The organism is Janthinobacterium sp. 17J80-10, assembly GCF_004114795.1.
Classification (GTDB): Bacteria; Pseudomonadota; Gammaproteobacteria; order Burkholderiales; family Burkholderiaceae_D; genus Paucimonas.
Map to the genome: position 1 here is coordinate 1,782,150 of NZ_CP035311.1, position 20,880 is coordinate 1,803,029.

Sequence of the window (20,880 nt, forward strand, 5' to 3'; positions counted from 1 at the left end):
GCGCTTAGTCCACCAGTGCTTTAGCTTCGCCGACCTGGGTGCGGTAGGCGTCGAAGATATGGCGCAATGCGTCTTGCATCGTGGTGGTTGGCGACCAGCTCAGTTCGTCGCCCGTATTGGTGATCTTCGGCACGCGGTTTTGCACGTCCTGGTAGCCCTGGCCGTAGTAGGCACCCGAGGTGGTCTCGACGATCTTCACCTGTTTTGCGCCATCGGCGTATTCCGGGTAGCTGGCCGCCAGATCGAGCATCATGTGCGCCAGCTCGCGGATCGAGTAGTTGTTTGCCGGGTTGCCGACGTTGTAGATCTTGCCGGTCGCGTTGCCATTCTTGTTTTCAATGATGCGCATCAGCGCGTCGATGCCGTCGTCGACATAGGTGAACGAGCGTTTTTGCGCGCCGCCGTCGACCAGCTGGATATTTTCACCGCGGGCGATATGTCCCAGGAACTGCGTCAGCACGCGCGACGAACCTTCTTTCGGGGTATGGATCGAGTCCAGACCTGCACCGATCCAGTTGAACGGACGGAACAGCGTGAAGTTCAGGCCTTCCATGCCGTAGCCCCAGATCACGCGGTCCATCAGCTGTTTGGAGCAAGCGTAGATCCAGCGCGGCTTGTTGATCGGCCCGTAGACCAGTTCCGACGCTTCCGGGTCAAACTCGGCATCCCGGCTCATGCCATACACTTCCGAGGTCGATGGAAACACAAGGTGCTTGCCATACTTGGCGGCGGAGCGCACGATCGGCAGGTTGGCTTCGAAGTCCAGTTCGAACACGCGCAGGGGCTCGCTGACATAGGTTGCCGGCGTGGCAATGGCGACCAGCGGCAGTACCACGTCGCACTTCTTGACATGGTATTCGACCCACTCCTTGTTGATCGTGATGTCGCCTTCGAAGAAGTGTATGCGCGACTTGTAGGCGTCGTTTTCGAGCAGTCCTTCGATGCGGTTGGACTGCATATCCATGCCGTACACATGCCAGTCGGTGGTTTCCAGGATGCGTGTGGACAGGTGATGGCCGATAAAGCCGTTGACGCCGAGTATCAAAACCTTTTTCATTGTATTTCGACTCCTTTTTTCGGGGGAATTGGCAAGGCAGGGTGGGTTGCCAGCGCATGTTGCAGATCAATCGGTGAAACCGCCCGGCCGCCGTTCAGCAAGGCATGGATATGGAGTACGCGGCCATCGCCGCCGATGCCGAGAATCCGGCCGTCCGCCACGGCCAGGCCGGGCGCCAGGTTCTGGGCGAAATCGCGTGCGGAGCGTACCTCCAGGCGTGCCTTGGCGATGGTATAAGTCTCTTCCCCGATCACGGTCCAGGCGCCGGGGTAGGGTGGTGCGACGGCACGATGCAGGTTGTAGATGACTTGTGCCGGCTGGCGCCAGTCGATGCGGCCATCGGCCGGCGTGCGGCCGCCGAAGTAACTGCCGCTGGCAAGCGCATTCGGCAACCTTGGCGCGCTGCCGGCCAGCAGCGCCGGCAACACCTGCCACAGGGCTTGCTCGGCGGCGACCGTGACCTTGCCGAAGACCTCGTGCGCGGTATCGTCCGGCAGGATCGGCACCGCTACTTGCGCAATGATCGCGCCGGCATCCGGCTTGGCCGTCATTTCATGCAGGGTGGCACCGGTTTCGGTTTCACCGTGCAAAACTGCCCAGTTCACCGGCGCGCGGCCACGGTACTTGGGCAGCAGGGAACCATGCATGTTGTAGGCGCCGCGCGGCGCCAGCGCCAGCAGGGCGGCGGGAAGCATGTGCCGGTAGTAAAAGCTGAACAGGTAATCCGGCGCTGCGGCACGGACTTGCGCGAACAGTTCCGGCGAGGCGGGATCGGTCGGCGTGATATAGGGAATGCCGCGTTCTGCGCAGAGTGCCGCCACCGAATCGAACCAGATTGCCTCGGCCGGATTGTCGGCATGGGTGACGACGAGCGCGACATCGACGCCGCGCGCCAGCAATACCTGCAGGCAGCGCACGCCGACATTATGATAGGCAAACACCACCGCCCGCATCATCGCTTGCCCTGCGCCATCGCCTGCGCTGCGAGCGCCTTATGTTCATTGTCTTGTTCCAGGATCGCCTCCACCACGTAACGGGGACGTCCGCGCACCTGCTGGTAGATGCGGCCGACATATTCACCCACCACGCCGATGCCGAACAGGATCACGCCCATCAGGAAAAATTCGATTGCAAACAGAGTGAACAGGCCTTGCACTTCCGAGCCCAGCACAAAGCGGCGCACCATCAGCACGACAAACAGCGCTGCCGAAAAAAACGCCAGCACCACGCCCAGCATCGAGAGGAATTGCAGCGGCACCAGTGAAAAGCCCGTGACCAGGTCGAAGTTCAGGCGGATCAGGCTGTACAGCGAATACTTCGATTCGCCCGCTGCACGTGCTTCATGCTCGACCTCGACCTCGACCGGGTTGCGAGCGAACGAATAGGCCAGCGCCGGTACGAAGGTGTTGACTTCAGTGCATTGGTTGACCAGGTTGATCACGTCGCGACCGTAGGCGCGCAGCATGTTGCCCTGGTCGGTCATCTTGATGCGGGTGATTTTTTCGCGCAATAAATTGGTCAGCCGCGATGCCCAGGCGCGCCAGGCCGTATCCTGGCGCGCACGCCGGATCGAACCGACATAGTCGTGCCCTTCGGCCATTTTCGCCAGCAGCTTGCCGATTTCTTCCGGCGGATTCTGCAAGTCGGCATCCAGCGTGACGATGATGTCGCCACGGGTTTCGCGGAAGCCGGCGAGAATCGCCATGTGCTGGCCGTAGTTGCCGTTGAACAGGATCACGCGCGTCACATCGGGGCGCTGCCGGTACTGGTCGGCCAGCAGCGCCGCGGAGCGATCCCTGCTGCCGTCGTTGACGAACAGGATTTCATAAGCCATCCCCAGCGCATCCAGCGCCGGATAGAGCCGCGCAAACAATTTGGCCAGGCTGGCTTCTTCGTTGTAGACCGGGATCACGACCGATAGCATGGGTTTCATCGGTGGCGCCCCTTATCGCACGAGTACCGACTTGACCGCGTCCACGACGCGTTCGACATCCTGCTTGCCCATTGTCCGAAACAGCGGCAGCGTCACGATTCGCCGTCCCACCCGTTCGGCAACCGGGAACATGCCCTCCCGGAAACCCAGCCGGCGATACAGTGAAAACAGGTGAATCGGCGGATAGTGATAGCCGATGCCGATGTTTTTTTCCTTCATGGCTGCCATGAAATCAGACCTTGTCATATGCTCTGGCAGCACGATCTCGAACAGGTGCCAGTTGGTCGTGGTGAAATCGGCGGGCGGCAACTGGACGCCGTACTGCGCTTCGAATTCTGTCCCGAAAGCGGCGAAATAGTGGCGCGCCAGTGCGTGCCGCGCGCTAGTGATTGTCTGTAATTGCGCGAACTGGCCGATGCCGATGGCAGCCGCAATGTCGGTCATGTTGAACTTGCCGCCCAGGACATCGACGTCGATGCCGTCGAAGCCGCTGCGGGTGACCCCTTGCAGCCGGTATTTTTCCGCGAGGGCCGCTTCTTCCGCATTGTTCAGCACCAGGCAGCCGCCTTCGCCGGTCGTGACGTTCTTGTTGGCCTGGAAACTGAAGGACACCAGATCGCCGAAGCTGCCGATCGGCTTGCCCTGCCAGGTTGAACCGAGCGCCTGGGCGGCATCTTCGATCACGCGCAGCTGGTGCTTTTTCGCAATCGCGTACAGCCTGTCCATGTCGACCGGCAAGCCGGCCAGGAAGACCGGGATGATGGCCCGGGTGCGCGGCGTAATGGCGGCTTCCAGCAAATCGAGGTCGATATTGCGCGAAGCCGGATCGATATCGACGAACACCGGCGTGGCGCCGACGGTCAGGATCACGTTGGCAGTGGCCACCCAGGAAATCGGCGTGGTGATCACTTCATCGCCGGCGCCGACGCCGGCGATGCGCAAGGCGATTTCCATCGTGCCGGTGCCGGAATTGAACGTGCGTACCGGGCGGCCGCCGAAGTATTCCGACAGCTGCGCTTCGAATTGCGCGACCTTGGGGCCGCTGGTGATCCAGCCCGAGCGCAATACTTCCGCTACTGCGGCGATGGTGGCTTCGTCGATCGACGGTTTGGCAAATGGCAAAAAGGGTTCGGTCATGGAGAAATTTTTGAAAAAATTAGCTTCGCACCAGCAAGGCGACGCCGACGATGATGATGCCGATGGCGAGCAGGCGCTGGATCGATACCGCTTCCCCCAGGAAGTACCAGGCACCCACTGCATTGATGATGTAACCCAGCGACAGCATCGGATAAGCGATGGTGACATCGACTCGTGACAGGCCGATGACCCAGACCAGCACTGACACTACATAGCAGGTCAGGCCGGCGATCACCGGCCACTGGCAGGCCACGCTGATGCCGGTCGAAAGCCAGTTTTCGGCAGTCAAATGAATGGCGCCGACCGCATTGGTGCCGGCCTTGAGCAGCAGCTGTGCGAGTGCATTCAGGCAGATGCCGGTCAGGATGAAGCCAAAAGTGGATACGGTCATGGATGGCCTGGTTTCCCGATATCATTGGTGACGATGATGCGGCGCGGGTCTTGTGCAATGATGTGCATCGGCACGCCCTTTCCTTGCAAGTCAGTGTAGATGTTCGTCCGCAGGATCGCGACTGCCTGCTTGCCGCGCGCGTGATCCGCGCGCCAGCGGGCAACGAAATCATCCTGGTTCGGCAGCCACAAACCGGGTTCCAGCTGCAGGCCGAATGCCATTTCATCGGCGTACCCGACCAGCATCATGGTCCGTTGCAGGTAGAACGGCAGCGCCTGTTCATACAGGCCGACGGTATATAGCGGCGTGTCCGGCGTCAGCGCGGCCTGGATGGCCGGCACATGGGCGATTCCCGCCTTGTAACGCCCGAGCGGTTCATGGCCGAGCATGGCCAGCTGGCCGGCGAGAAAGCCGCCGGCTGCCAATGCCAGCAGCGCCCAGTCGCGCTGGCGCCGCGCCAGCCATACGGCGAGCAAGCCGCCTGCCAGGCCGACTCCCAGCGCCGCCGCGATCCAGGGAGCGTTTTGCTGGTACAACGGCAGTTCATAAGCGTTTTTGGCCATCGCCGGCACCTTCGATACCAAGACCAATCCGAGCGCGCAGCATGCACTGAACAATCCTGCCGTCCACGCCAGGGTCTTGCCGGACGCGCGATCGAGGTGGTGTGCGATCAGCAGCGCCAGCGCCGGAAAGATCGGCAGGATATAGGAGGGCAGCTTGGAGCCGGACAGGCTGAAAAAGGCAAAGATGAATATGCTCCAGATCAGCAGCAATCTGCCCGGCTGGAAGCGGGTCGGCGCCGGGCGCCAGCCGTGCCACAGGCCCTGCGCCAGCGTACCCAGCCAGGGCATGCTGCCGGCCAGCAGGATCGGGATGAAGTAATGCCAGTTCCCCTCGCGGCGATGCACATTGCTGGTGAAGCGCTGGAAGTGCTCGTGAATGAAGAAGAAATGCGGAAATTCCGGATTCTTGATCGACACCAGCACGAACCAGGGGGCGGTGATCGCAAGAAACAGGGTCAGGCCTCCGCCGGCATGCAATCGTCGCCACAAATTGAAGTCGCGCTGCAGCAGCGCATAGAGAACCAGCACCGCGCCCGGCAGTACGATGCCGATCAATCCCTTCGATAATACCGACAAGGCCATGCCGGCCCAGCACAGCAGCATCCAGTTGCGGCGCGCGCGCGGCGGCGTGTCATCCTGTTGGGCCAGCAGGAACGAGCACAACGCCAGCGCCATCATTGCCGCCAGTCCCATGTCGAGCGAATTGAGATGGCCGGACATCGACCAGTACAAACTCGAGGCCAGCACCACGCCGGCAGCAAGGCCGGTGCGCGCATTGAAGATGCGGCGTCCGGTATAGCTGACCAGCGCGATACCGAACAAGCCGCACAGGCCGGTCCACAAGCGGGCTTGCCATTCGCCCAGGCCGAATGCCTGGAAGGTCAGCGCATTGATCCAGGTCTGGAGCGGCGGTTTTTCGAAATACTTGATGCCGTTCAGGCGCGGGGTGATGAAGTTGCCGCTGGCCGCCATTTCACGGGCCATTTCAGCGTAGCGGCCTTCATCGGTTGGCACCAGCGTGCGCGCCTGCAAGGTATAAAACCAGATAATGCAAAACAGGAGAAAAAGTAGCCAGAAAACGACGGTCGATTGGGGTAGCTCCGCCGTTGCCGGTCTTTCCTTTGCGCTGAAGCCATTGGTGAAGAATGAATTGGTCGGCATTTTTTCCATGAGAAAAATGAGAGGCAAATTGTATGCATCGTGTGGTTTCAATTTCCTGACGCCACTGATGCCGATCATCGATTCAAGTCATCTCACCCTGAGTTGCCCGGCATATTTTAAAAAGGCAGTGCCTCCTCGTACATGCGCGCTGACATTTTATTGTCAAATTATTATACTAAATGAACTGTCTCAGTGTCCGGGAGGCTATAAATTTTTGTCGCCTCGCCGCAGCTGCGACGCCTGTGGCCGGCAGTCAGCCGTCTAGCGTGGCCACCACCGGGGTATGGTCGGAGGGCTGCTCCCACTTGCGCGGCGCCTTGTCGATCACGCAGGCGCTGCAGCGCGCCGCCAGCGGGGCCGACAGCAGGATATGGTCGATGCGCAGGCCCATGTTGCGGCGGAAGGCCATCTGCCGGTAATCCCACCAGCTGAAGAGCTTATCGGGCTGTTCGAACAGGCGGAATGCATCCTTCAGGTCCATGTCCTGCAACTGGCGGAACGCTGCGCGCTCGGGTGGCGACACCAGCACATTGCCTTCCCAGGCTGCCGGGTCGTGGACGTCGCGGTCTTCCGGCGCGATGTTGTAGTCGCCCAGGATGGCCAGCTTGTCGTGCGCCGCCAGTTCCTCGGCCAGCCAGTGGCGCAGGCCGTCGAGCCAGCGCAGCTTGTAGCCGTACTTGTCGGAGTCGAGCGCCTGGCCATTCGGCACATACGCGCAGATGACGCGCATGCCGTCGATGCTGGCGGCGATCAGGCGCTGTTGTTCATCCTCGAAATGCGGATTGCCCCTGACGACTTCGGTCATCGGGTGACGCGACAGGATTGCCACGCCGTTGTAGGTCTTTTGTCCGGTGAAGGCGACCTGGTAACCCGCCGCCTCGATCTCGGCCACCGGGAATTTGTCGTCGGTGAGCTTGGTCTCCTGCAGGCAGAGCACATCCACCGGGTTCTCCGCCAGCCATTGCAGCACTTGCGGCAGGCGCACCTTCAGCGAGTTGACGTTCCAGGTGGCCAGCTTCATGCGGTTTTCTTGCCTTTGCCCGCCAATGCCTGCGCCTCTGCGCGCCGGATCAGGAACGTGGTCAGGAGCGGCACCGGGCGTCCGGTGGCGCCCTTGGCCGCGCCGCTTTTCCAGGCGGTGCCGGCGATGTCGAGATGCGCCCAGGTATATTTTTTCGTGTAGCGCGCGAGGAAGCAGGCGGCGGTAATGCTGCCGGCCGGGGCGCCGCCGATATTGGCCATGTCGGCAAAGTTGGATTTGAGCTGTTCCTGGTAGCTGTCCTCGATCGGCAGGCGCCACGCGGTATCGCCGCTGGCGCGGCCCGCGGCCAGCAATTCATCGGCAAGGGCGTCGTGGGCGGCGTCGTGGCGGCTGAACAGGCCGGAATTGTGGTGGCCGAGCGCGGTGATGCAGGCGCCGGTCAGGGTGGCGATATCCACCACCGCGGCCGGCTTGAAGCGCTCTGCATACGTCAGCGCATCGCACAGGATCAGGCGGCCCTCGGCATCGGTGTTGAGCACTTCGATGGTCTGGCCGGACATCGAGGTAATGACGTCGCCCGGCCTGGTGGCGCTGCCGGAAGGCATGTTTTCGGTCGACGGGATGACGCCGATGACATTCAGCTTCAGGCCCAGTTCGGCGATGGTGCGGATAGTGCCCAGCACCGAGGCGGCGCCGCACATGTCGTACTTCATTTCATCCATGCTGCCGCCCGGCTTGAGCGAAATGCCGCCGGAATCGAAGGTGATGCCCTTGCCGACCAGGACCACTGGTGCCTCCTTGGCCTTGCCGCCTTCGTGCTTCAGGACGATGAACTTGGGGGGCTCGACGGTGCCGTGGGTGACGGACAGGAAGCTGCCCATTTTCAGGGCCTGCATCTGCTTGCGGTCGAGCACTTCGACGCCGAGCTTGTATTCGCGTGCCAGTTTTTTGGCCGTGTTGGCGAGATAGGTCGGGGTGCAGACATTGGGAGGCAGGTTGCCGAGGTTGCGCGCCAGGTCCATGCCATTGGCCACTGCGACGCCTTCGGCCAGGGCCGCCTTTGCCGGCGCCAGCGCCTGCGAAGCAATGGCGAAGGCGATTTTCTTCACGCCCTGCGTCACCGGCTCCTTCTTGCTTTTCATGGCGTCGAAGCGGTAGGCCTGCTCGCGCAAGGCAAGGGCGCCGCCGCGGATCGCCCAGAACAGGTCGCGCTCCTTGACTTGCTCCCACGGCAGGGCGATGACGGCATCGCCGCCGCCCAGGCTTGCCAGCACGCGTGCAGTTGCTTGCAGCGCGCTGTTGAAATTCTTGTCTGTGATGGCATCCTGCTTGCCCAGGCCAACCAGCAGGATACGTTCGGCCGTGCTGCCATTGGCGCCGGCGTTACGCAGGAGCAGCGTGGTGCCGGGCTTGCCGTTGATGTCGCCGGATTTGACGGCCGCGCTCAGTTCGCCTTTGCGGTCGGCTTGCCGGGCGGCGTCGGACAGTTTCCCGTCTTCAAAGACACCGACCACCAGGCAAGCGGTTTTCAGCGTCGCTGCCGGGTTTTTTGCGTCGAATGATTTTATGCTAAAGTCCATGCCATTCTCCCTTGTTGATCCCCCAATTATATAGTCAATGATTTTCGAGCGCGCTCTCCGACGCGAATTGATCAGCATAGCAGGCGCGGTTTTCACGACGCTGTTTACGATCACCGTCACCATCCTTTTGATCAAGATCCTCGGCCAGGCGGCCGGCGGCAAGATTGCCTCGGCGGATGTGGTTGCCATGCTGGGCTTCGCTGCCTTGTCCTACTCGCCGTACATCCTGATCCTGACCGGCTTCATTTCGGTGCTGCTGGTGGTCACGCGCAGCTACCAGGATTCAGAAATGGTGGTCTGGTTCGCGGCCGGCCTCGGCCTGACGCGCTGGATCAAGCCAGTCTTGTCGTTCGGCTTGCCGGTGGTGTTCCTGACGGGTTTGCTGAGTTTTGTCGTCACGCCCTGGGCCAACGAGCAAAGCGCCGAATTCCGCGAGCGTTTCGCCAAGCGCGAGGATATCGCCCGTGTTTCGCCGGGCCGTTTCCAGGAATCCGCGTCGCAGGACCGGGTGTTCTTTGTCGAAGGCATTTCCGGCGCGGCTGACAAGGTCCGCAACATCTTCGTCAATACGCGCGAGCCCAACGGCAAGACCAGCATCGTGGTGGCAAAGGAAGGGACGACCGAGCTCGACCGCAATGGCGACAAGTTTCTGGTCCTCCACCAGGGCCGGCGCTACGACGGCATGCCGACCCAGTCGGATTTCCAGTTGATGGAGTTTGAACGCTACGGTCTGTTGATCTCGCGGCAGTCGCAGGCGCTGGCCGGCAATACCTCGGCGGGCGCCTTGCCGACGATGGCGTTGCTGGCTGCGCCCGACGGATTCAACCTGGGAGAATTGCTCTGGCGCATAGCGACGCCCTTGATGGCCCTGCTGCTGATGCTGCTGGCCATCCCGCTCGGTTTCGTCAATCCGCGCGGCGGGCGGTCCGCCAATATGCTGATCGCCCTGATGCTCGCGGTTGTCTACAGTAATCTGATCAGCGTGGTGCGGGTGGCGGTGATACAGGGAAAGCTGTCATTTGCGATGGGCTGGTGGCCTGTGCATGCGGTGGTGCTGCTGATGGCAGTGTTCCTGTTTTCCTGGCGCATTAATGTCAACAGCCCATACCATCCGTTGACGCTGTGGGCCCGTTTCAAGCGCAGCGCGATTCTCCGTCAGGCCCAAGCATGAAGACCTTGCAAAAATACGTGTTGTCGGAAGTCTTCAAGTCGGTCCTGTTCGTGCTGGTGGCCTTCCTGGCGCTGTTCGCCTTTTTTGACATGATGGGCGAGTTGTCGTCGGTGGGGCGTGGCAGCTATACCTTGCAGGGCGCGCTGGTGTACGTCCTGCTGGGCTTGCCGGGCTATGCCTACGAGTTGATGCCGATTGCGGCATTGATCGGCACGATCTATACCTTGGCGCAGTTGGCGTCCCGCTCTGAATTCACCATCATGCGGGTGTCGGGCATGTCGACCTGGCGCGCCGGCATGATGCTGGGCAAGATTGGCCTGGTCTTCGCCGCGCTCACTATCCTGTTTGGTGAATTGGTCGCGCCCAAGTCCAGCGAAATGGCCGAGAAGTGGAAGTTGCGCGCGCAGGGCGCGAGCCTTTCCCAGGAATTCCGTTCCGGCCTGTGGGCCAAGGATACCGTCAAGGCCGAGGATGGCAGCGGCGCCGTGATTGGCTCGCGTTTCATCAATGTGCGCCAGGTGCAGCCGGACGGCTTGCTCAATGGCGTGCGCGTCTACGAATTCGACCGGGACTTCCGTCTGAAGACAATGTTGAGCGCCGCCAGTGCCAGCTACCTCGGCAACCAGGCCTGGCAACTGCGGCAGGTGGTGCAGACGCAGTTTGCCGCCGATGCCTTTGTCCAGCCCGGGACGGAGGCGGGGCGCCCTGAAGGCATCGCCATGCGCCAGCTGGATGCCTATCGCATGGTGTCCGAAATCACTCCTGACATCCTGTCAGTGGTGTTCGCCGATCCGGACCGCATGTCAGCCAAGGATCTGGCGGCGTATACGCGCCACCTGGAGGAAAACCGCCAGGCCACCAGCCGTTACGAAATCGCCTTCTGGAAAAAGGTGGTCTATCCCTTCGCCGTCTTCGTGATGCTGGCGCTGGCGCTGCCATTCGCCTACATGCATTTCCGTTCCGGCGGGGTGAGCCTGAAGATTTTTTCCGGCATCATGATCGGCGTGTCTTTTCAACTCTTGAACAACCTGTTTTCCCACCTCGGCCTGATCAATACCTGGCCGCCGCTTGCCACGGCGGTTTTGCCAAGCAGCTTGTTCCTGCTGATGGCGATCGGCGCGCTGTGGTGGGTGGAGCGGCACTAGCATGGCGACCCGGGCCCTGATCCTGTTTGCCCATGGCGCGCGCGATGCGCGATGGGCGGCGCCGTTCGAGCGCCTGCGCGAGATGCTGCGCGGGCAGTTGCACGGGATTGCGGTGGAGCTGGCTTTTCTGGAATTGATGTCGCCGCGCCTGCCGGAACTGGTGCAGACGCTGGCCGCGCAAGGCTGCGACGATGTCACGCTGGTGCCGGTGTTCTTCGGCCAGGGCGGGCATGTGTTGCGCGATCTGCCGCCGATGGTGGAAGCACTGCGGCAAACTTATCCGGCAATCCGTTTTCAGGTCGCCAACGCAGTCGGCGAGGAGGCGAGCGTGCTGCAGGCGATCGCCGCATACTGCATGTCCAGCCTGGACAACCCGCATGCCTGAGGCCTTGATGGGCTGACGGTGGCTAGAGGGGCTGGCGGGTTTCCTGGCGGCGCGGCGCCAGCGCCTGGCCGATCATCACCAGCACCGGACCCTGGCATGCCTCCAGGCCCCGTTCCAGCTCACTTAGATCCAGATGCATGATGCGCTCGTTGGCGCGGCTGCAGTTTTCCACCACCACCACCGGCAGGCCTGGCGCTTCGCCGCGCGCCAGCAGGTTGCGCGCAGTGGCGATGGCTTCCTTGCCGCCCATGTATTGCACCAGGGTGTCGCAATCGGGCAGGGTGGTTTCCCCAGATTCGCCGGGAGCCGTGCTGGAGGTAAAGAAAGCGACGCTGCGGGCGATGCCGCGGCGGGTCAGCGGCAGTTTGGCGGAAGCCGCGGCAGCCAGCGCGGCCGTGATGCCGGGGATGATTTCCACGTCGATGCCGGCTTTTTCCAGCGCGCGCAACTCTTCGTCGGCGCGGCCGAACATCATCGGGTCGCCACCTTTCAGGCGCACGACGCGCTGGTATTGCGCGGCGCATTCGACCAGTTGCCGGTTGATTTCCGCCTGTGCCGTGGAGCGCTGGCCGGAGCGTTTTCCTACTGAAATCTTGACTGCCTGCGGGCACAGTTGCAGCATCTCGTCGGTGACGAGTGCATCGTGCAATACAACCTCGGCTTGCGCCAGGATGCGTGCGCCGCGTACCGTAATCAGGTCGGCGGCGCCGGGACCCGCTCCCAGCAGCCAGACCTTGCCATGGCGCGCAGGGTGCTGGCCTGCTGGAGCGGTGTTCATCTCGCGGCGCTTCAGGCGAGGCGGATCATGCCGGCGGCGACCGTCTGGTGCGTGACTTCATCGATCAGGATGAAGCTGCCGGTGGCGCGGATGGCGTCGTAGGAGTCGGCTGCCAGCGGCTGCTGCACGTTGATCGAGACACGGGCGATATCGTTCAGTTTCAGGGCGTCGGCAGTGCGGCGTTCCTGGGTATTGATATCGAGCAGGGTATCGATTTTCGTGACGCGCGCGCTCACTTGCTTGGTGGTGTGCTTGAGCCAGTACTTGCGGCGCAGGTCCAGCGGCTCTTCCGACAGCCAGCAGACGTCGGCTTCCACGGTTTTCAGCAGGGTGGCGGGCTGGGCGGCAGCCGCCAGCATGTCGCCGCGCGAGATGTCCACATATTCTTCCAGCAGCAGCGTGACGGACTGGCCGGCGCGCGCTGTCTCAAGCGAACCGTCCAGGGTATGGATATCCTTGACCGTGGCAGTCAGGCCGGTTGGCTGCACCACCAGCTTGTCGCCCTTGCTGACCTTGCCGGATTCAATGCGGCCCATGTAGCCGCGGAAGTCGTCGGCCAGGTGGCCGCCGTGGCGCGCCACCAGCTGCACCGGGAAGCGCAATGGCTCTTCGTGGGCGTCGTCATATACCGAGAGCGACTCCAGCAGCTCGATCAGGGTCGGGCCTTCATACCAGGTCATGTTGTCGCCGCGCTCGACGACGTTGTCGCCGGCCAGCGCCGACAGCGGGATCGCATGCACGTCGGCCAGGCCAAGCTGTTGCGCAAACTTCTGGTATTCGCCGACGATGCGCTCGTACACGGTGCGGTCGTAATTGACCAGGTCCATCTTGTTGACGGCGACGATCACGTGCTCGATGCGCAGGAGATGCGCAATGGTCGAGTGGCGCTTGGTCTGCGTCAGCAGCTCGACGCTGCCGTCATCGCCCAGCTTGACCTTGGAAACGTCGACCAGGATGATGACGGCGTCGGCGGTCGATGCGCCGGTGACCATGTTGCGGGTGTATTGCTCGTGGCCCGGGGTGTCGGCGATGATGAACTTGCGCTTGGGCGTGGCGAAGTAGCGGTAGGCCACGTCGATGGTGATGCCCTGCTCGCGTTCGGCTTCGAGGCCATCGGTCAGGAGCGACAGGTCGACGATGTCGCCGACGGTGCGCTTGTGCTTCGAGCGCGAAATCGAGGCCAGCTGGTCGGCAAAAATGCCCTTGCTGTCAAACAGCAGGCGGCCGATCAGCGTGCTCTTGCCATCGTCGACGGAGCCGGCGGTGATGAAGCGCAGCAGGCCGCGTTCATTCGAACCTGCACCGGACTTGGATTGATCTGCAACCACGGCGTTCATTTAGAAATATCCTTCTTTTTTACGTTTTTCCATCGAGGCTTCGGATGTCTGGTCATCCATGCGGGTCGCGCCGCGCTCGGTAATTTGCGTGACCGCCGTTTCGGCGATGATGGCATCCACATCGGCAGCGTCAGAGGCGACCGGGCAGGTGCAGGAAATGTCGCCGACGGTGCGGAAACGCACGATGCGTTTTTCGACATGCTCGCCTTCCTTCGGCGGGGTCAGGTCGGTCAGGGGCACCAGCAAGCCATTGCGCGGGATAACTTCGCGCTCGTGGGCGAAGTAGATCGGCGGCAGTTCCAGCTTTTCGCGGGCGATGTATTGCCAGACGTCGAGCTCGGTCCAGTTCGAGATCGGGAATACGCGCATGTTTTCGCCCGGATGCACGCGGGTGTTATACAGGTCCCACAGTTCCGGGCGCTGCGCCTTCGGGTTCCACTGGCCGAATTCGTCGCGGAAGGAAAAGATGCGTTCCTTGGCTCGGGCCTTTTCTTCATCGCGGCGGGCGCCGCCGATGCAGGCGTCGAACTTGTGTTCGGCGATGGTTTCCAGCAGGGTGACCGCTTGCGCGGCATTGCGCGAATCCGTTTGCGGGTTGCGCAGGCGCACGGTGCCGCGCTTGATCGAATCCTCGACCGAGCCGACGATCAGGCGCTCGCCCAGTTCGGCCACGCGCTTGTCGCGGAAGGTGATGACTTCCGGGAAGTTGTGGCCGGTATCGACGTGCACCAGCGGGAAGGGGAATTTGCCGGGGCGGAAAGCCTTTTCTGCGATGCGCAGCAAGACTACCGAGTCCTTGCCGCCCGAGAACAGCAGGGCAGGGTTGGTGCACTCGGCGGCGACTTCGCGCATGATGTGGATGGCTTCGGATTCGAGCCAGTCCAGGTGGCGGTTGCTGGCCGCGTCCAGGAATAATTTATCGACTGCTGTGTTCATGATGTCCGGGGTGTATTGAAATGTCTCTTTTGTGATCTGACCAGGGCTAGACCGGCTTGATTCGCACCAGCTTGCCGTCAACGACATGCAGGCCGCATTCCTTGGAGTCGGGCTGTTCCCACCACCAGCGGCCGGCGCGGATATCCTCGCCAGGCTGGATGGCGCGGGTGCAGGGTTCGCAGCCGATCGACGGATAACCCTTGTCGTGCAACGGGTTGTAGGGCACGTCGTTGTCGCGGATATAACGCCAGACGTCTTCCTCCGACCAGTCGGCCAGGGGATTGAACTTCACCATGCCGTGGGCCGGGTCGTCTTCCTGCACGTGCAGCTCGGCGCGGGTGGCGGCCTGGGCACGGCGCTGGCCGGTGATCCAGGCCTTCTTGCCGGCGAGGGCGCGGCCGAGCGGCTCGACCTTGCGGATGCGGCAGCATTCCTTGCGCATCTCGACGCTGTCGTAAAAGGCATTCAGGCCATGCGTGGCGACGTAGGCATCCACTGCCTCTGGCTGCGGCTTGTACAGTGCAACTTCATAGGCGTAGCTTTGCTTGATGCGATCGATCATGCCCAGCGTCTCGGCGTGCAGGCGGCCGGTTTCCAGGCTGAAGATGCCGATCGGCAGGCCGCTGCGCAAAATCAGGTCGGTCAGCACCATGTCTTCGGCCGCGAGGCTCGATGCCAGCACGGCCGGCGTGAAGTCGCTGGCGATGCGACCCAGCGTCAGCTTGGTGTCGGCGACAAGCTTGTCGTAGACGCTCAGGGAATCACTCACGCCGACGCCCCGTTGCGATGCACACGGCGGAACAGCGGTGCGCGGATATCCGTGGAATTCTGGTAAGGCTGGGTAAAATCGCCCAAGCCCTTCAGCGCATCATTGATGTCCTTGTCTTCACGCACGGCAAAGGCATTGAAGCCGGCGCGCTGCATGTAGAACAGCTGGTCGCGCAGGACGTCGCCAATGGCACGCAACTCACCCGTGTACTTCAGGCGCGAGCGCAGGTTATAGGCGATCGAATAGCCGCGGCCATCGGCGAATTTCGGGAAATTCACGGCGATCAGCGGCAGCTTCGCTGCGTCGTCCTTCAGGTCTTCGGCGCGCTCGTGACTGTCGATCCAGACGCCGACATCGCTGCGCGCGGCGAGGGTGGCGCGCTGGGCCAGCCATACCGTCAGCGGCACCAGGACCTTGCCGGGGGCAACCGTTGCGCTTTCCGGCGCCTGGCCTTCTTCCAGCTTCAGGACAGTCCAGTCATCCGCCACGATCTGGCGGTCCTTGATGATGTTACGCATACGCATCTTCTCCGTGCTGCAGTTCGGTTTTGATCGGGGTGGCATAGACATATTCCTTGAAAGGCGTAATGCCGATGCGGCGCACCGTGTCGATGAATTTTTCGTCTTCGGTGCGGTCGCGCACGTAGACTTGCAGGATGCGGTCGATCACTTCCGGCATCTGGCCGGCAGAGAACGACGGCCCGATGATCTTGCCGACGGCGATGTCGTTGCCCTGGGCGCCGCCCAGCGACACCTGGTACCACTCGCTGCCATCCTTGTCGACGCCGAGGATGCCGATGTTGCCGATGTGGTGGTGGCCGCAGGCATTGATGCAACCCGAAATGTTCAGTTCGATCTCGCCGATGTCATGCAGGAAGTCGAGGTTGTCGAAACGCTCGGCGATGGCGCCGGCGATCGGGATCGACTTGGCATTGGCCAGCGAGCAGAAGTCGCCGCCAGGGCAGCAGATCATGTCGGTCAACAGACCGATATTCGGCGTGGCCAGGCCATGGGCCTTGGCTTCCTTCCACAGCGAAACCAGGTCGGCCTGGCGCACATCGGCCAGGATCAGGTTTTGCTCATGGGCGGAACGCAATTCGCCGAAGCTGTAGCGGTCGGCCAGGTCGGCGACGAATTCCATCTGGTCAGCGGTAATGTCGCCCGGCGGCACGCCGGTTTTCTTCAGCGACAGGACCACGGCGGCATAGCCCGGCACCTTATGCGCCTTGACGTTGCGCAGGACCCAGTTGGCGAAAGCCTTGTTGGTGGCTTTTTCCTGTTCGAAGGCAGCGTCGGAAGCGGGCAGCGTCAGGTAAGCCGGCGCCGTGAAGTAGGCAGCGACGCGCTGCAGTTCCTCGACTGTCAGGGTGGCTTCGCTATCCTTCAGGTCGACCCATTCGGCTTCAGTCTGGCGGGCGAATTCTTCCGCGCCCAGGGCTTTCAGCAGGATCTTGATGCGGGCCTTGTAGATATTGTCGCGGCGGCCATGCTGGTTGTAGACCCGCAGGATCGCTTCGATATAGGTCAGCGCGTGCTGCCAGGGCAGGAATTCGCGGATCGTGGCGCCGACCAGCGGGGTCCGGCCGAGGCCGCCGCCGACCATGACGCGGAAACCGATCTCGCCCTGGTCATTCCTGACGACGGTCAGGCCGATGTCGTGCATGCCGATGGCGGCGCGGTCTTCGACGGCGCCATTGATGGCGATCTTGAACTTGCGCGGCAGGTAGGCGAATTCGGGGTGGAAAGTGCTCCACTGGCGCAGGATTTCGCAATACGGGCGCGGATCGATGAGCTCGTCGGCGGCAACGCCGGCAAACTGGTCGGAACTGATGTTGCGCACGCAATTGCCGGAAGTCTGGATCGCATGCATTTCAACGGTGGCCAGATCCGCCAGGATGGCAGGCGCGTCTTCCAGGTTGATCCAGTTGAACTGGATATTCTGGCGCGTGGTGAAGTGACCGTAGCCGCGGTCGTACTTGCGGGCGATATGCGCGAGCATGCGCATCTGCTTCGACGACAGCATGCCGTAAGGCACGGCAATGCGATGCATATAGGCGTGCCGCTGCATGTACAGGCCATTTTGCAGGCGCAGGATGCGGAATTCATCTTCGGTCAGTTCGTCCGAGATGCGGCGGCGCACCTGGTCGCGGAACTGCGCAACGCGTTCCTGGATGATCTGGTGATCGTATTGGTCGTAGCGATACATCTTCAATCCTTTATACGGCTTGATTATTATGTCTAGGTACTCAGTAACTTCACGGCGACGCCGGTCAGCGTGGTGGCCAGCAATGCACGCAACACCTTTTCCGGAATGGCACGGGATCCCATTGCACCAAGCGTGATTCCGGGGACCGAACCGATCAGGAGCATCAGCAGCAAGCTCCAGTTGATCGAGCCGAGCCACCAGTGGCCGATGGCGGCAATGGCAGTCAGCGGGACGGCGTAAGCGATGTCGGTGCCGGCAATTTCGGCGGGCGACAGGCGAGGATACATCAGAACCAGCAGGGTCGCGCCGATCGCGCCGGCGCCAATCGATGAGATGGTCACCAGCGCGCCGAGTACGGCGCCAGCCGTAATTGTAGCAATAGTTAGATTGCTGCCTTGTAGCTGTTTTTCAGGATGGTGTTTCAACCACTTCAACATGCGGCCACGGAACAACAGGGCAACCACGGTCAAGAGCACCGAGCAGCCGATCGAGTAGCGGATGAACTGGTTGATCTGGGCGTCGAAACCGCCTAAATATTTCAGCGCCAGCGTGGCAATCAGGGCAGCCGGAAGGGCGCCCAGGCAAAGCTTTTTGACAATATCCCAGTGGACATTGCCTTTGTAGCGGTGCGCAATAGTACCGGCGCCTTTGGTAATCGAGGCGAACGCCAGGTCGGTACCTACCGCGGTCGTGGGCGCGACGCCAAACAGCAAAGTCAGGAGCGGCGTCATCAGGGAACCGCCGCCCACGCCAGTCAGCCCTACCAGGATGCCGACGGCGAACCCCGACACTATATAAGAAAAATCCATAACACCTCGCGCAAAGTAACCCGAATGGTAATAAACTTGGGCAATATTCCAAACTACATAGTATTTATTTGCTTATATGCGAATTCGGCATAAACAAATGCGCAAAATAAGCAGGCAAGTAAAGGAACACCCATGAATCTTCATCAGTTACGCTTTGTGCGGGAAGCGGTCCGGCAGAATTTCAGCCTGACCGAGGCAGCCAGGGCATTGTTTACCTCCCAGCCAGGTGTTTCCAAAGCGATTATCGAGCTGGAAGAAGAATTGGGGATCGACATTTTCTTGCGCCACGGCAAGCGAATTCGCGGCCTGACCGAGCCAGGACGTGCCGTGCTGAAGTCCGTGGAACTGATTATGCAGGAAATCGATGGCCTGAAACAGATTGGCAAGGAATTCGCCGCGCAGGATAGCGGCGGTTTTACCATTGCGACCACGCACACCCAGGCGCGCTACGCCTTGCCCAAGGTCGTGCAAGCCTTTACCCAAAAATATCCCAAGGTGAGGTTGTCTTTAATACAAGGCAATCCCAGGCAAATTGCTGAAATGGTCTTGAAAGACCAGGCCGACCTGGCAATTGCCACCGAAGCCATTGCCACCCAGGACGGGTTGGTGACGTTGCCATGCTATCAATGGGAACATATCGTGGTAGTCCCGCAAGAACACCCCTTGCTGAAGTCCGACGACATCACGCTGGAAGAAATCGCGGCCTATCCGGTCATTACCTATGACAGTGCGTTTACCGGACGTAACAAGATCGACCATGCCTTTGCCCTCCGTAACCTGAAGCCCGATATCCTGCTCGAAGCGATTGACGCCGATGTCATCAAGACTTACGTGGAATTGAACATGGGGGTTGGCATCATCGCCGGCATGGCGTTTGACCCGGAGCGCGACCGCAATTTGCGGGCGATTCCCGTCGGCCACCTGTTCGGCACCAATGTCTCGCGCGTTGCGGTCAAGCAGGGCGCTTACCTGCGCAGCTATGTCTATACCTTCATCGAATTGCTGGCGCCGGTACTGAACCGCAAGATGATCGAACGGGCCATGAACGGCGAAAAGGATCACTACGACCTGTAACGCGGCGGATAGCCTCATGAAAGAGAATTACGTCACGCGCGGCGAAATCATCCGGATGCTGCAATCCTGGCAAGCGGGTGAGCTGGCCACGCAACAGCTCTGGGACTGGGCTAGCCATCGCTTCCAGTCGGGCGCGGCGGACTATGATGACTGGGATGGCGACGATTCCGTGGCCCGCGAAGTGCTGGCGGCGCTCGACAGCCTTGATTTGCACCTGATGCTGGCGGACGATGTGCCGCTGTACTTGGCGTTTTTAACTACGCCCATCGGGGCGTTCGAGGATGCGCGTAAGGCGTGGCGCGCCGCCTTGGCCGGTCTGGACTACGCATCGCGCAAGCAGCAGCTCAGGAACGACCCGGTGTACGCGCTTTATTGCGATTGAGTGAAGCCACTGTTCAGGGTAATTCTCGAGCACGGTTGGCGGTGATGGCGCTGTCAATCTGAACCTGAGCTTCTGATTTATACGACTGAGTTGCCGCGCTTTGGCGGCAAAGTTCTCCGATAGCTTAGCGCATCAACCAACAGGGAAAAGGCGGGTGTCTTTTGGCGACGGCTCGGATAATACAAGTGATATCCGGACATCGGCGACGACCAATCCGCCAAGACCCGCACCAGTCGACCGGTCGATAAATGTTCGCTCACTACATCCTCCGGCAAGTATCCCAGGCCTAGCCCCGAAAGAGCGCTATCCAGCTGAAGCGTAATTGTGTTGAACGACAATTGCCCTCCAGGCCGCACTTTGAGCTCCTGTCCATTTTTTACAAACGGCCACGACCAGTAACCGCCGGAAGACGGAAGGCGTAACGCAATACAGTGATGCCCGGTCAGGTCGTGTGGCGTATTCGGTATGCCCCGCTTCTCGAAATACGAAGGGGCACCGACCACGAATTGTTTGAAGTCCGGTCCTATACGCACAGCAATCATATCTTGCGCGACCTGTTCGCCTAAGCGTATACCCGCGTCGAATCGATCAGCCACGATGTCTGCAAGGCCGTAGTCATTGATGATTTCGACCGTAATATCAGGATAGTCAGGCAGGAGCTTCGCAAGCGCCGGCGCCAGGATAGTCTGGGACGCATGTTCGACCGAAGTGATACGCAAGCTACCGGCCGGCTTGTCCCGCAGTTCGCTTAAAGCAGCCAATCCCGATTCGATACCCTCGAAATGCGGGCCAATCGATTGTAATAGGCGTTCGCCAGCCTCAGTCGTGGAGACGCTACGCGTCGTTCTGGTGAGTAATCGGACCCCCAATCGCGCTTCAAGCGCAGTGATCTTCGCACTCAGCGCGGGTTGTGAAACGCCAAGCTGGGCCGCTGCCCGCGTAAAGCTTTTCTCCCGTGCAACTGCCAGGAACGCGACAAGATCATCCATGCTCGCCTGTGCCATTCATAACTCATAGTTATAAGACTAAGATAATTATGACATCTAATCATATGGATCGCCGACTGATATCTTGCATACATCAAC

The 20,880-nt window shown here is 61.0% G+C and carries 21 protein-coding genes; 5 read left to right on the forward strand and 16 right to left on the reverse strand.

What is annotated here, in order from left to right; all coding sequences use genetic code 11:
* Window positions 1–4: 4 nt before the first annotated feature.
* The 8 genes from EKL02_RS08110 to EKL02_RS08145 form a co-directional block, all read right to left on the reverse strand.
* Complete coding sequence (locus tag EKL02_RS08110; protein WP_128901579.1) at window positions 5–1,057, reverse strand: bifunctional UDP-4-keto-pentose/UDP-xylose synthase; 1,053 nt, start codon at window positions 1,055–1,057, stop codon at window positions 5–7.
* Window positions 1,054–2,010: a formyltransferase gene (locus EKL02_RS08115; protein ID WP_128903432.1), complete on the reverse strand. Its 957-nt coding sequence runs from the start codon at window positions 2,008–2,010 to the stop codon at window positions 1,054–1,056. Before EKL02_RS08115 ends, EKL02_RS08110 begins: the two co-directional genes overlap by 4 nt.
* Window positions 2,010–2,990 (reverse strand): glycosyltransferase, encoded by a 981-nt coding sequence (locus tag EKL02_RS08120; RefSeq protein ID WP_128901580.1) that lies wholly within the window; start codon window positions 2,988–2,990, stop codon window positions 2,010–2,012. The genes EKL02_RS08115 and EKL02_RS08120 overlap by 1 nt, the downstream gene beginning before the upstream one ends.
* A gap of 12 nt (window positions 2,991–3,002) precedes the next feature.
* Window positions 3,003–4,127 carry a DegT/DnrJ/EryC1/StrS aminotransferase family protein gene (locus tag EKL02_RS08125; protein ID WP_128901581.1) on the reverse strand — a complete coding sequence of 375 codons (1,125 nt, stop codon included), beginning with the start codon at window positions 4,125–4,127 and terminating at the stop codon, window positions 3,003–3,005.
* A gap of 19 nt (window positions 4,128–4,146) precedes the next feature.
* Window positions 4,147–4,518, reverse strand: coding sequence for an EamA family transporter (locus EKL02_RS08130; protein WP_128901582.1), 372 nt, complete (start codon window positions 4,516–4,518; stop codon window positions 4,147–4,149).
* Window positions 4,515–6,242: a glycosyltransferase family 39 protein gene (locus EKL02_RS08135; protein WP_128901583.1), complete on the reverse strand. Its 1,728-nt coding sequence runs from the start codon at window positions 6,240–6,242 to the stop codon at window positions 4,515–4,517. The genes EKL02_RS08130 and EKL02_RS08135 overlap by 4 nt, the downstream gene beginning before the upstream one ends.
* A 253-nt stretch (window positions 6,243–6,495) precedes the next feature.
* The gene (gene xth, locus EKL02_RS08140; protein ID WP_128901584.1) at window positions 6,496–7,263 is read right to left on the reverse strand and encodes an exodeoxyribonuclease III; all 768 of its coding nucleotides are present in this window, start codon (window positions 7,261–7,263) and stop codon (window positions 6,496–6,498) included.
* On the reverse strand, window positions 7,260–8,804 hold the full coding sequence (locus EKL02_RS08145; RefSeq protein ID WP_128901585.1) for a leucyl aminopeptidase: 1,545 nt from the start codon (window positions 8,802–8,804) through the stop codon (window positions 7,260–7,262). Before EKL02_RS08145 ends, xth begins: the two co-directional genes overlap by 4 nt.
* 37 nt (window positions 8,805–8,841) lie before the next feature.
* On the opposite strand from EKL02_RS08145, the gene lptF reads away from it, so the two are divergent.
* The 3 genes from lptF to EKL02_RS08160 are packed head-to-tail and all read left to right on the forward strand — an operon-like array spanning window position 8,842 to window position 11,505.
* Window positions 8,842–9,975 (forward strand): LPS export ABC transporter permease LptF, encoded by a 1,134-nt coding sequence (gene lptF / locus EKL02_RS08150; RefSeq protein ID WP_128901586.1) that lies wholly within the window; start codon window positions 8,842–8,844, stop codon window positions 9,973–9,975.
* Complete coding sequence (lptG, locus tag EKL02_RS08155; RefSeq protein ID WP_128901587.1) at window positions 9,972–11,120, forward strand: LPS export ABC transporter permease LptG; 1,149 nt, start codon at window positions 9,972–9,974, stop codon at window positions 11,118–11,120. The genes lptF and lptG overlap by 4 nt, the downstream gene beginning before the upstream one ends.
* A gap of 1 nt (window position 11,121) precedes the next feature.
* Entirely contained in the window at window positions 11,122–11,505 is a 384-nt protein-coding gene (locus EKL02_RS08160) for a CbiX/SirB N-terminal domain-containing protein (RefSeq protein ID WP_128901588.1), read from the forward strand.
* 22 nt (window positions 11,506–11,527) lie between these two features.
* On the opposite strand, the gene cobA is transcribed toward EKL02_RS08160, so the two are convergent.
* From cobA to EKL02_RS08195, 7 genes are read right to left on the reverse strand one after another with little or no spacing between them, the layout of a single operon-like run.
* Complete coding sequence (gene cobA, locus EKL02_RS08165) at window positions 11,528–12,283, reverse strand: uroporphyrinogen-III C-methyltransferase (RefSeq protein ID WP_128901589.1); 756 nt, start codon at window positions 12,281–12,283, stop codon at window positions 11,528–11,530.
* An 11-nt stretch (window positions 12,284–12,294) separates the two neighbouring features.
* A complete protein-coding gene (locus tag EKL02_RS08170) occupies window positions 12,295–13,620 on the reverse strand; it encodes a GTP-binding protein (protein ID WP_128901590.1) in 1,326 nt (441 codons plus the stop codon).
* Entirely contained in the window at window positions 13,621–14,556 is a 936-nt protein-coding gene (gene cysD, locus EKL02_RS08175; RefSeq protein ID WP_128901591.1) for a sulfate adenylyltransferase subunit CysD, read from the reverse strand. It abuts the gene before it with no gap.
* Window positions 14,557–14,602: 46 nt separating this feature from the next.
* Window positions 14,603–15,313: a phosphoadenylyl-sulfate reductase gene (locus EKL02_RS08180; protein ID WP_128903433.1), complete on the reverse strand. Its 711-nt coding sequence runs from the start codon at window positions 15,311–15,313 to the stop codon at window positions 14,603–14,605.
* 8 nt (window positions 15,314–15,321) lie between these two features.
* Window positions 15,322–15,843, reverse strand: a complete 522-nt coding sequence (locus tag EKL02_RS08185) for a DUF934 domain-containing protein (protein WP_128901592.1) — start codon at window positions 15,841–15,843, stop codon at window positions 15,322–15,324.
* Entirely contained in the window at window positions 15,836–17,530 is a 1,695-nt protein-coding gene (locus EKL02_RS08190; RefSeq protein ID WP_128901593.1) for a nitrite/sulfite reductase, read from the reverse strand. The genes EKL02_RS08185 and EKL02_RS08190 overlap by 8 nt, the downstream gene beginning before the upstream one ends.
* 32 nt (window positions 17,531–17,562) lie before the next feature.
* Window positions 17,563–18,339 carry a sulfite exporter TauE/SafE family protein gene (locus EKL02_RS08195; protein ID WP_128901594.1) on the reverse strand — a complete coding sequence of 259 codons (777 nt, stop codon included), beginning with the start codon at window positions 18,337–18,339 and terminating at the stop codon, window positions 17,563–17,565.
* 132 nt (window positions 18,340–18,471) lie between these two features.
* On the opposite strand from EKL02_RS08195, the gene EKL02_RS08200 reads away from it, so the two are divergent.
* Complete coding sequence (locus tag EKL02_RS08200; RefSeq protein ID WP_128901595.1) at window positions 18,472–19,413, forward strand: CysB family HTH-type transcriptional regulator; 942 nt, start codon at window positions 18,472–18,474, stop codon at window positions 19,411–19,413.
* A 16-nt stretch (window positions 19,414–19,429) separates the two neighbouring features.
* Window positions 19,430–19,795 carry a hypothetical protein gene (locus EKL02_RS08205; RefSeq protein WP_128901596.1) on the forward strand — a complete coding sequence of 122 codons (366 nt, stop codon included), beginning with the start codon at window positions 19,430–19,432 and terminating at the stop codon, window positions 19,793–19,795.
* A gap of 77 nt (window positions 19,796–19,872) precedes the next feature.
* On the opposite strand, the gene EKL02_RS08210 is transcribed toward EKL02_RS08205, so the two are convergent.
* Window positions 19,873–20,799, reverse strand: coding sequence for a LysR family transcriptional regulator (locus EKL02_RS08210; protein ID WP_128901597.1), 927 nt, complete (start codon window positions 20,797–20,799; stop codon window positions 19,873–19,875).
* Window positions 20,800–20,880: the final 81 nt, after the last annotated feature.

What these genes read in the sequence shown, in the direction of transcription:
- lptF (WP_128901586.1), top strand. Translation starts at nt 8,842, where the DNA reads ATGATTTTCGAGCGCGCTCTCCGACGCGAATTGATCAGCATAGCAGGC.
- EKL02_RS08160 (WP_128901588.1), top strand. Translation starts at nt 11,122, where the DNA reads ATGGCGACCCGGGCCCTGATCCTGTTTGCCCATGGCGCGCGCGATGCG.
- EKL02_RS08190 (WP_128901593.1), bottom strand. Translation starts at nt 17,530, where the DNA reads ATGTATCGCTACGACCAATACGATCACCAGATCATCCAGGAACGCGTT.
- EKL02_RS08115 (WP_128903432.1), bottom strand. Translation starts at nt 2,010, where the DNA reads ATGCGGGCGGTGGTGTTTGCCTATCATAATGTCGGCGTGCGCTGCCTG.
- EKL02_RS08110 (WP_128901579.1), bottom strand. Translation starts at nt 1,057, where the DNA reads ATGAAAAAGGTTTTGATACTCGGCGTCAACGGCTTTATCGGCCATCAC.
- cysD (WP_128901591.1), bottom strand. Translation starts at nt 14,556, where the DNA reads ATGAACACAGCAGTCGATAAATTATTCCTGGACGCGGCCAGCAACCGC.
- EKL02_RS08170 (WP_128901590.1), bottom strand. Translation starts at nt 13,620, where the DNA reads ATGAACGCCGTGGTTGCAGATCAATCCAAGTCCGGTGCAGGTTCGAAT.
- EKL02_RS08205 (WP_128901596.1), top strand. Translation starts at nt 19,430, where the DNA reads ATGAAAGAGAATTACGTCACGCGCGGCGAAATCATCCGGATGCTGCAA.
- EKL02_RS08130 (WP_128901582.1), bottom strand. Translation starts at nt 4,518, where the DNA reads ATGACCGTATCCACTTTTGGCTTCATCCTGACCGGCATCTGCCTGAAT.
- EKL02_RS08120 (WP_128901580.1), bottom strand. Translation starts at nt 2,990, where the DNA reads ATGAAACCCATGCTATCGGTCGTGATCCCGGTCTACAACGAAGAAGCC.
- EKL02_RS08200 (WP_128901595.1), top strand. Translation starts at nt 18,472, where the DNA reads ATGAATCTTCATCAGTTACGCTTTGTGCGGGAAGCGGTCCGGCAGAAT.
- EKL02_RS08185 (WP_128901592.1), bottom strand. Translation starts at nt 15,843, where the DNA reads ATGCGTAACATCATCAAGGACCGCCAGATCGTGGCGGATGACTGGACT.
- EKL02_RS08195 (WP_128901594.1), bottom strand. Translation starts at nt 18,339, where the DNA reads ATGGATTTTTCTTATATAGTGTCGGGGTTCGCCGTCGGCATCCTGGTA.
- EKL02_RS08210 (WP_128901597.1), bottom strand. Translation starts at nt 20,799, where the DNA reads ATGGCACAGGCGAGCATGGATGATCTTGTCGCGTTCCTGGCAGTTGCA.
- cobA (WP_128901589.1), bottom strand. Translation starts at nt 12,283, where the DNA reads ATGAACACCGCTCCAGCAGGCCAGCACCCTGCGCGCCATGGCAAGGTC.
- xth (WP_128901584.1), bottom strand. Translation starts at nt 7,263, where the DNA reads ATGAAGCTGGCCACCTGGAACGTCAACTCGCTGAAGGTGCGCCTGCCG.
- EKL02_RS08145 (WP_128901585.1), bottom strand. Translation starts at nt 8,804, where the DNA reads ATGGACTTTAGCATAAAATCATTCGACGCAAAAAACCCGGCAGCGACG.
- EKL02_RS08135 (WP_128901583.1), bottom strand. Translation starts at nt 6,242, where the DNA reads ATGCCGACCAATTCATTCTTCACCAATGGCTTCAGCGCAAAGGAAAGA.
- EKL02_RS08125 (WP_128901581.1), bottom strand. Translation starts at nt 4,127, where the DNA reads ATGACCGAACCCTTTTTGCCATTTGCCAAACCGTCGATCGACGAAGCC.
- lptG (WP_128901587.1), top strand. Translation starts at nt 9,972, where the DNA reads ATGAAGACCTTGCAAAAATACGTGTTGTCGGAAGTCTTCAAGTCGGTC.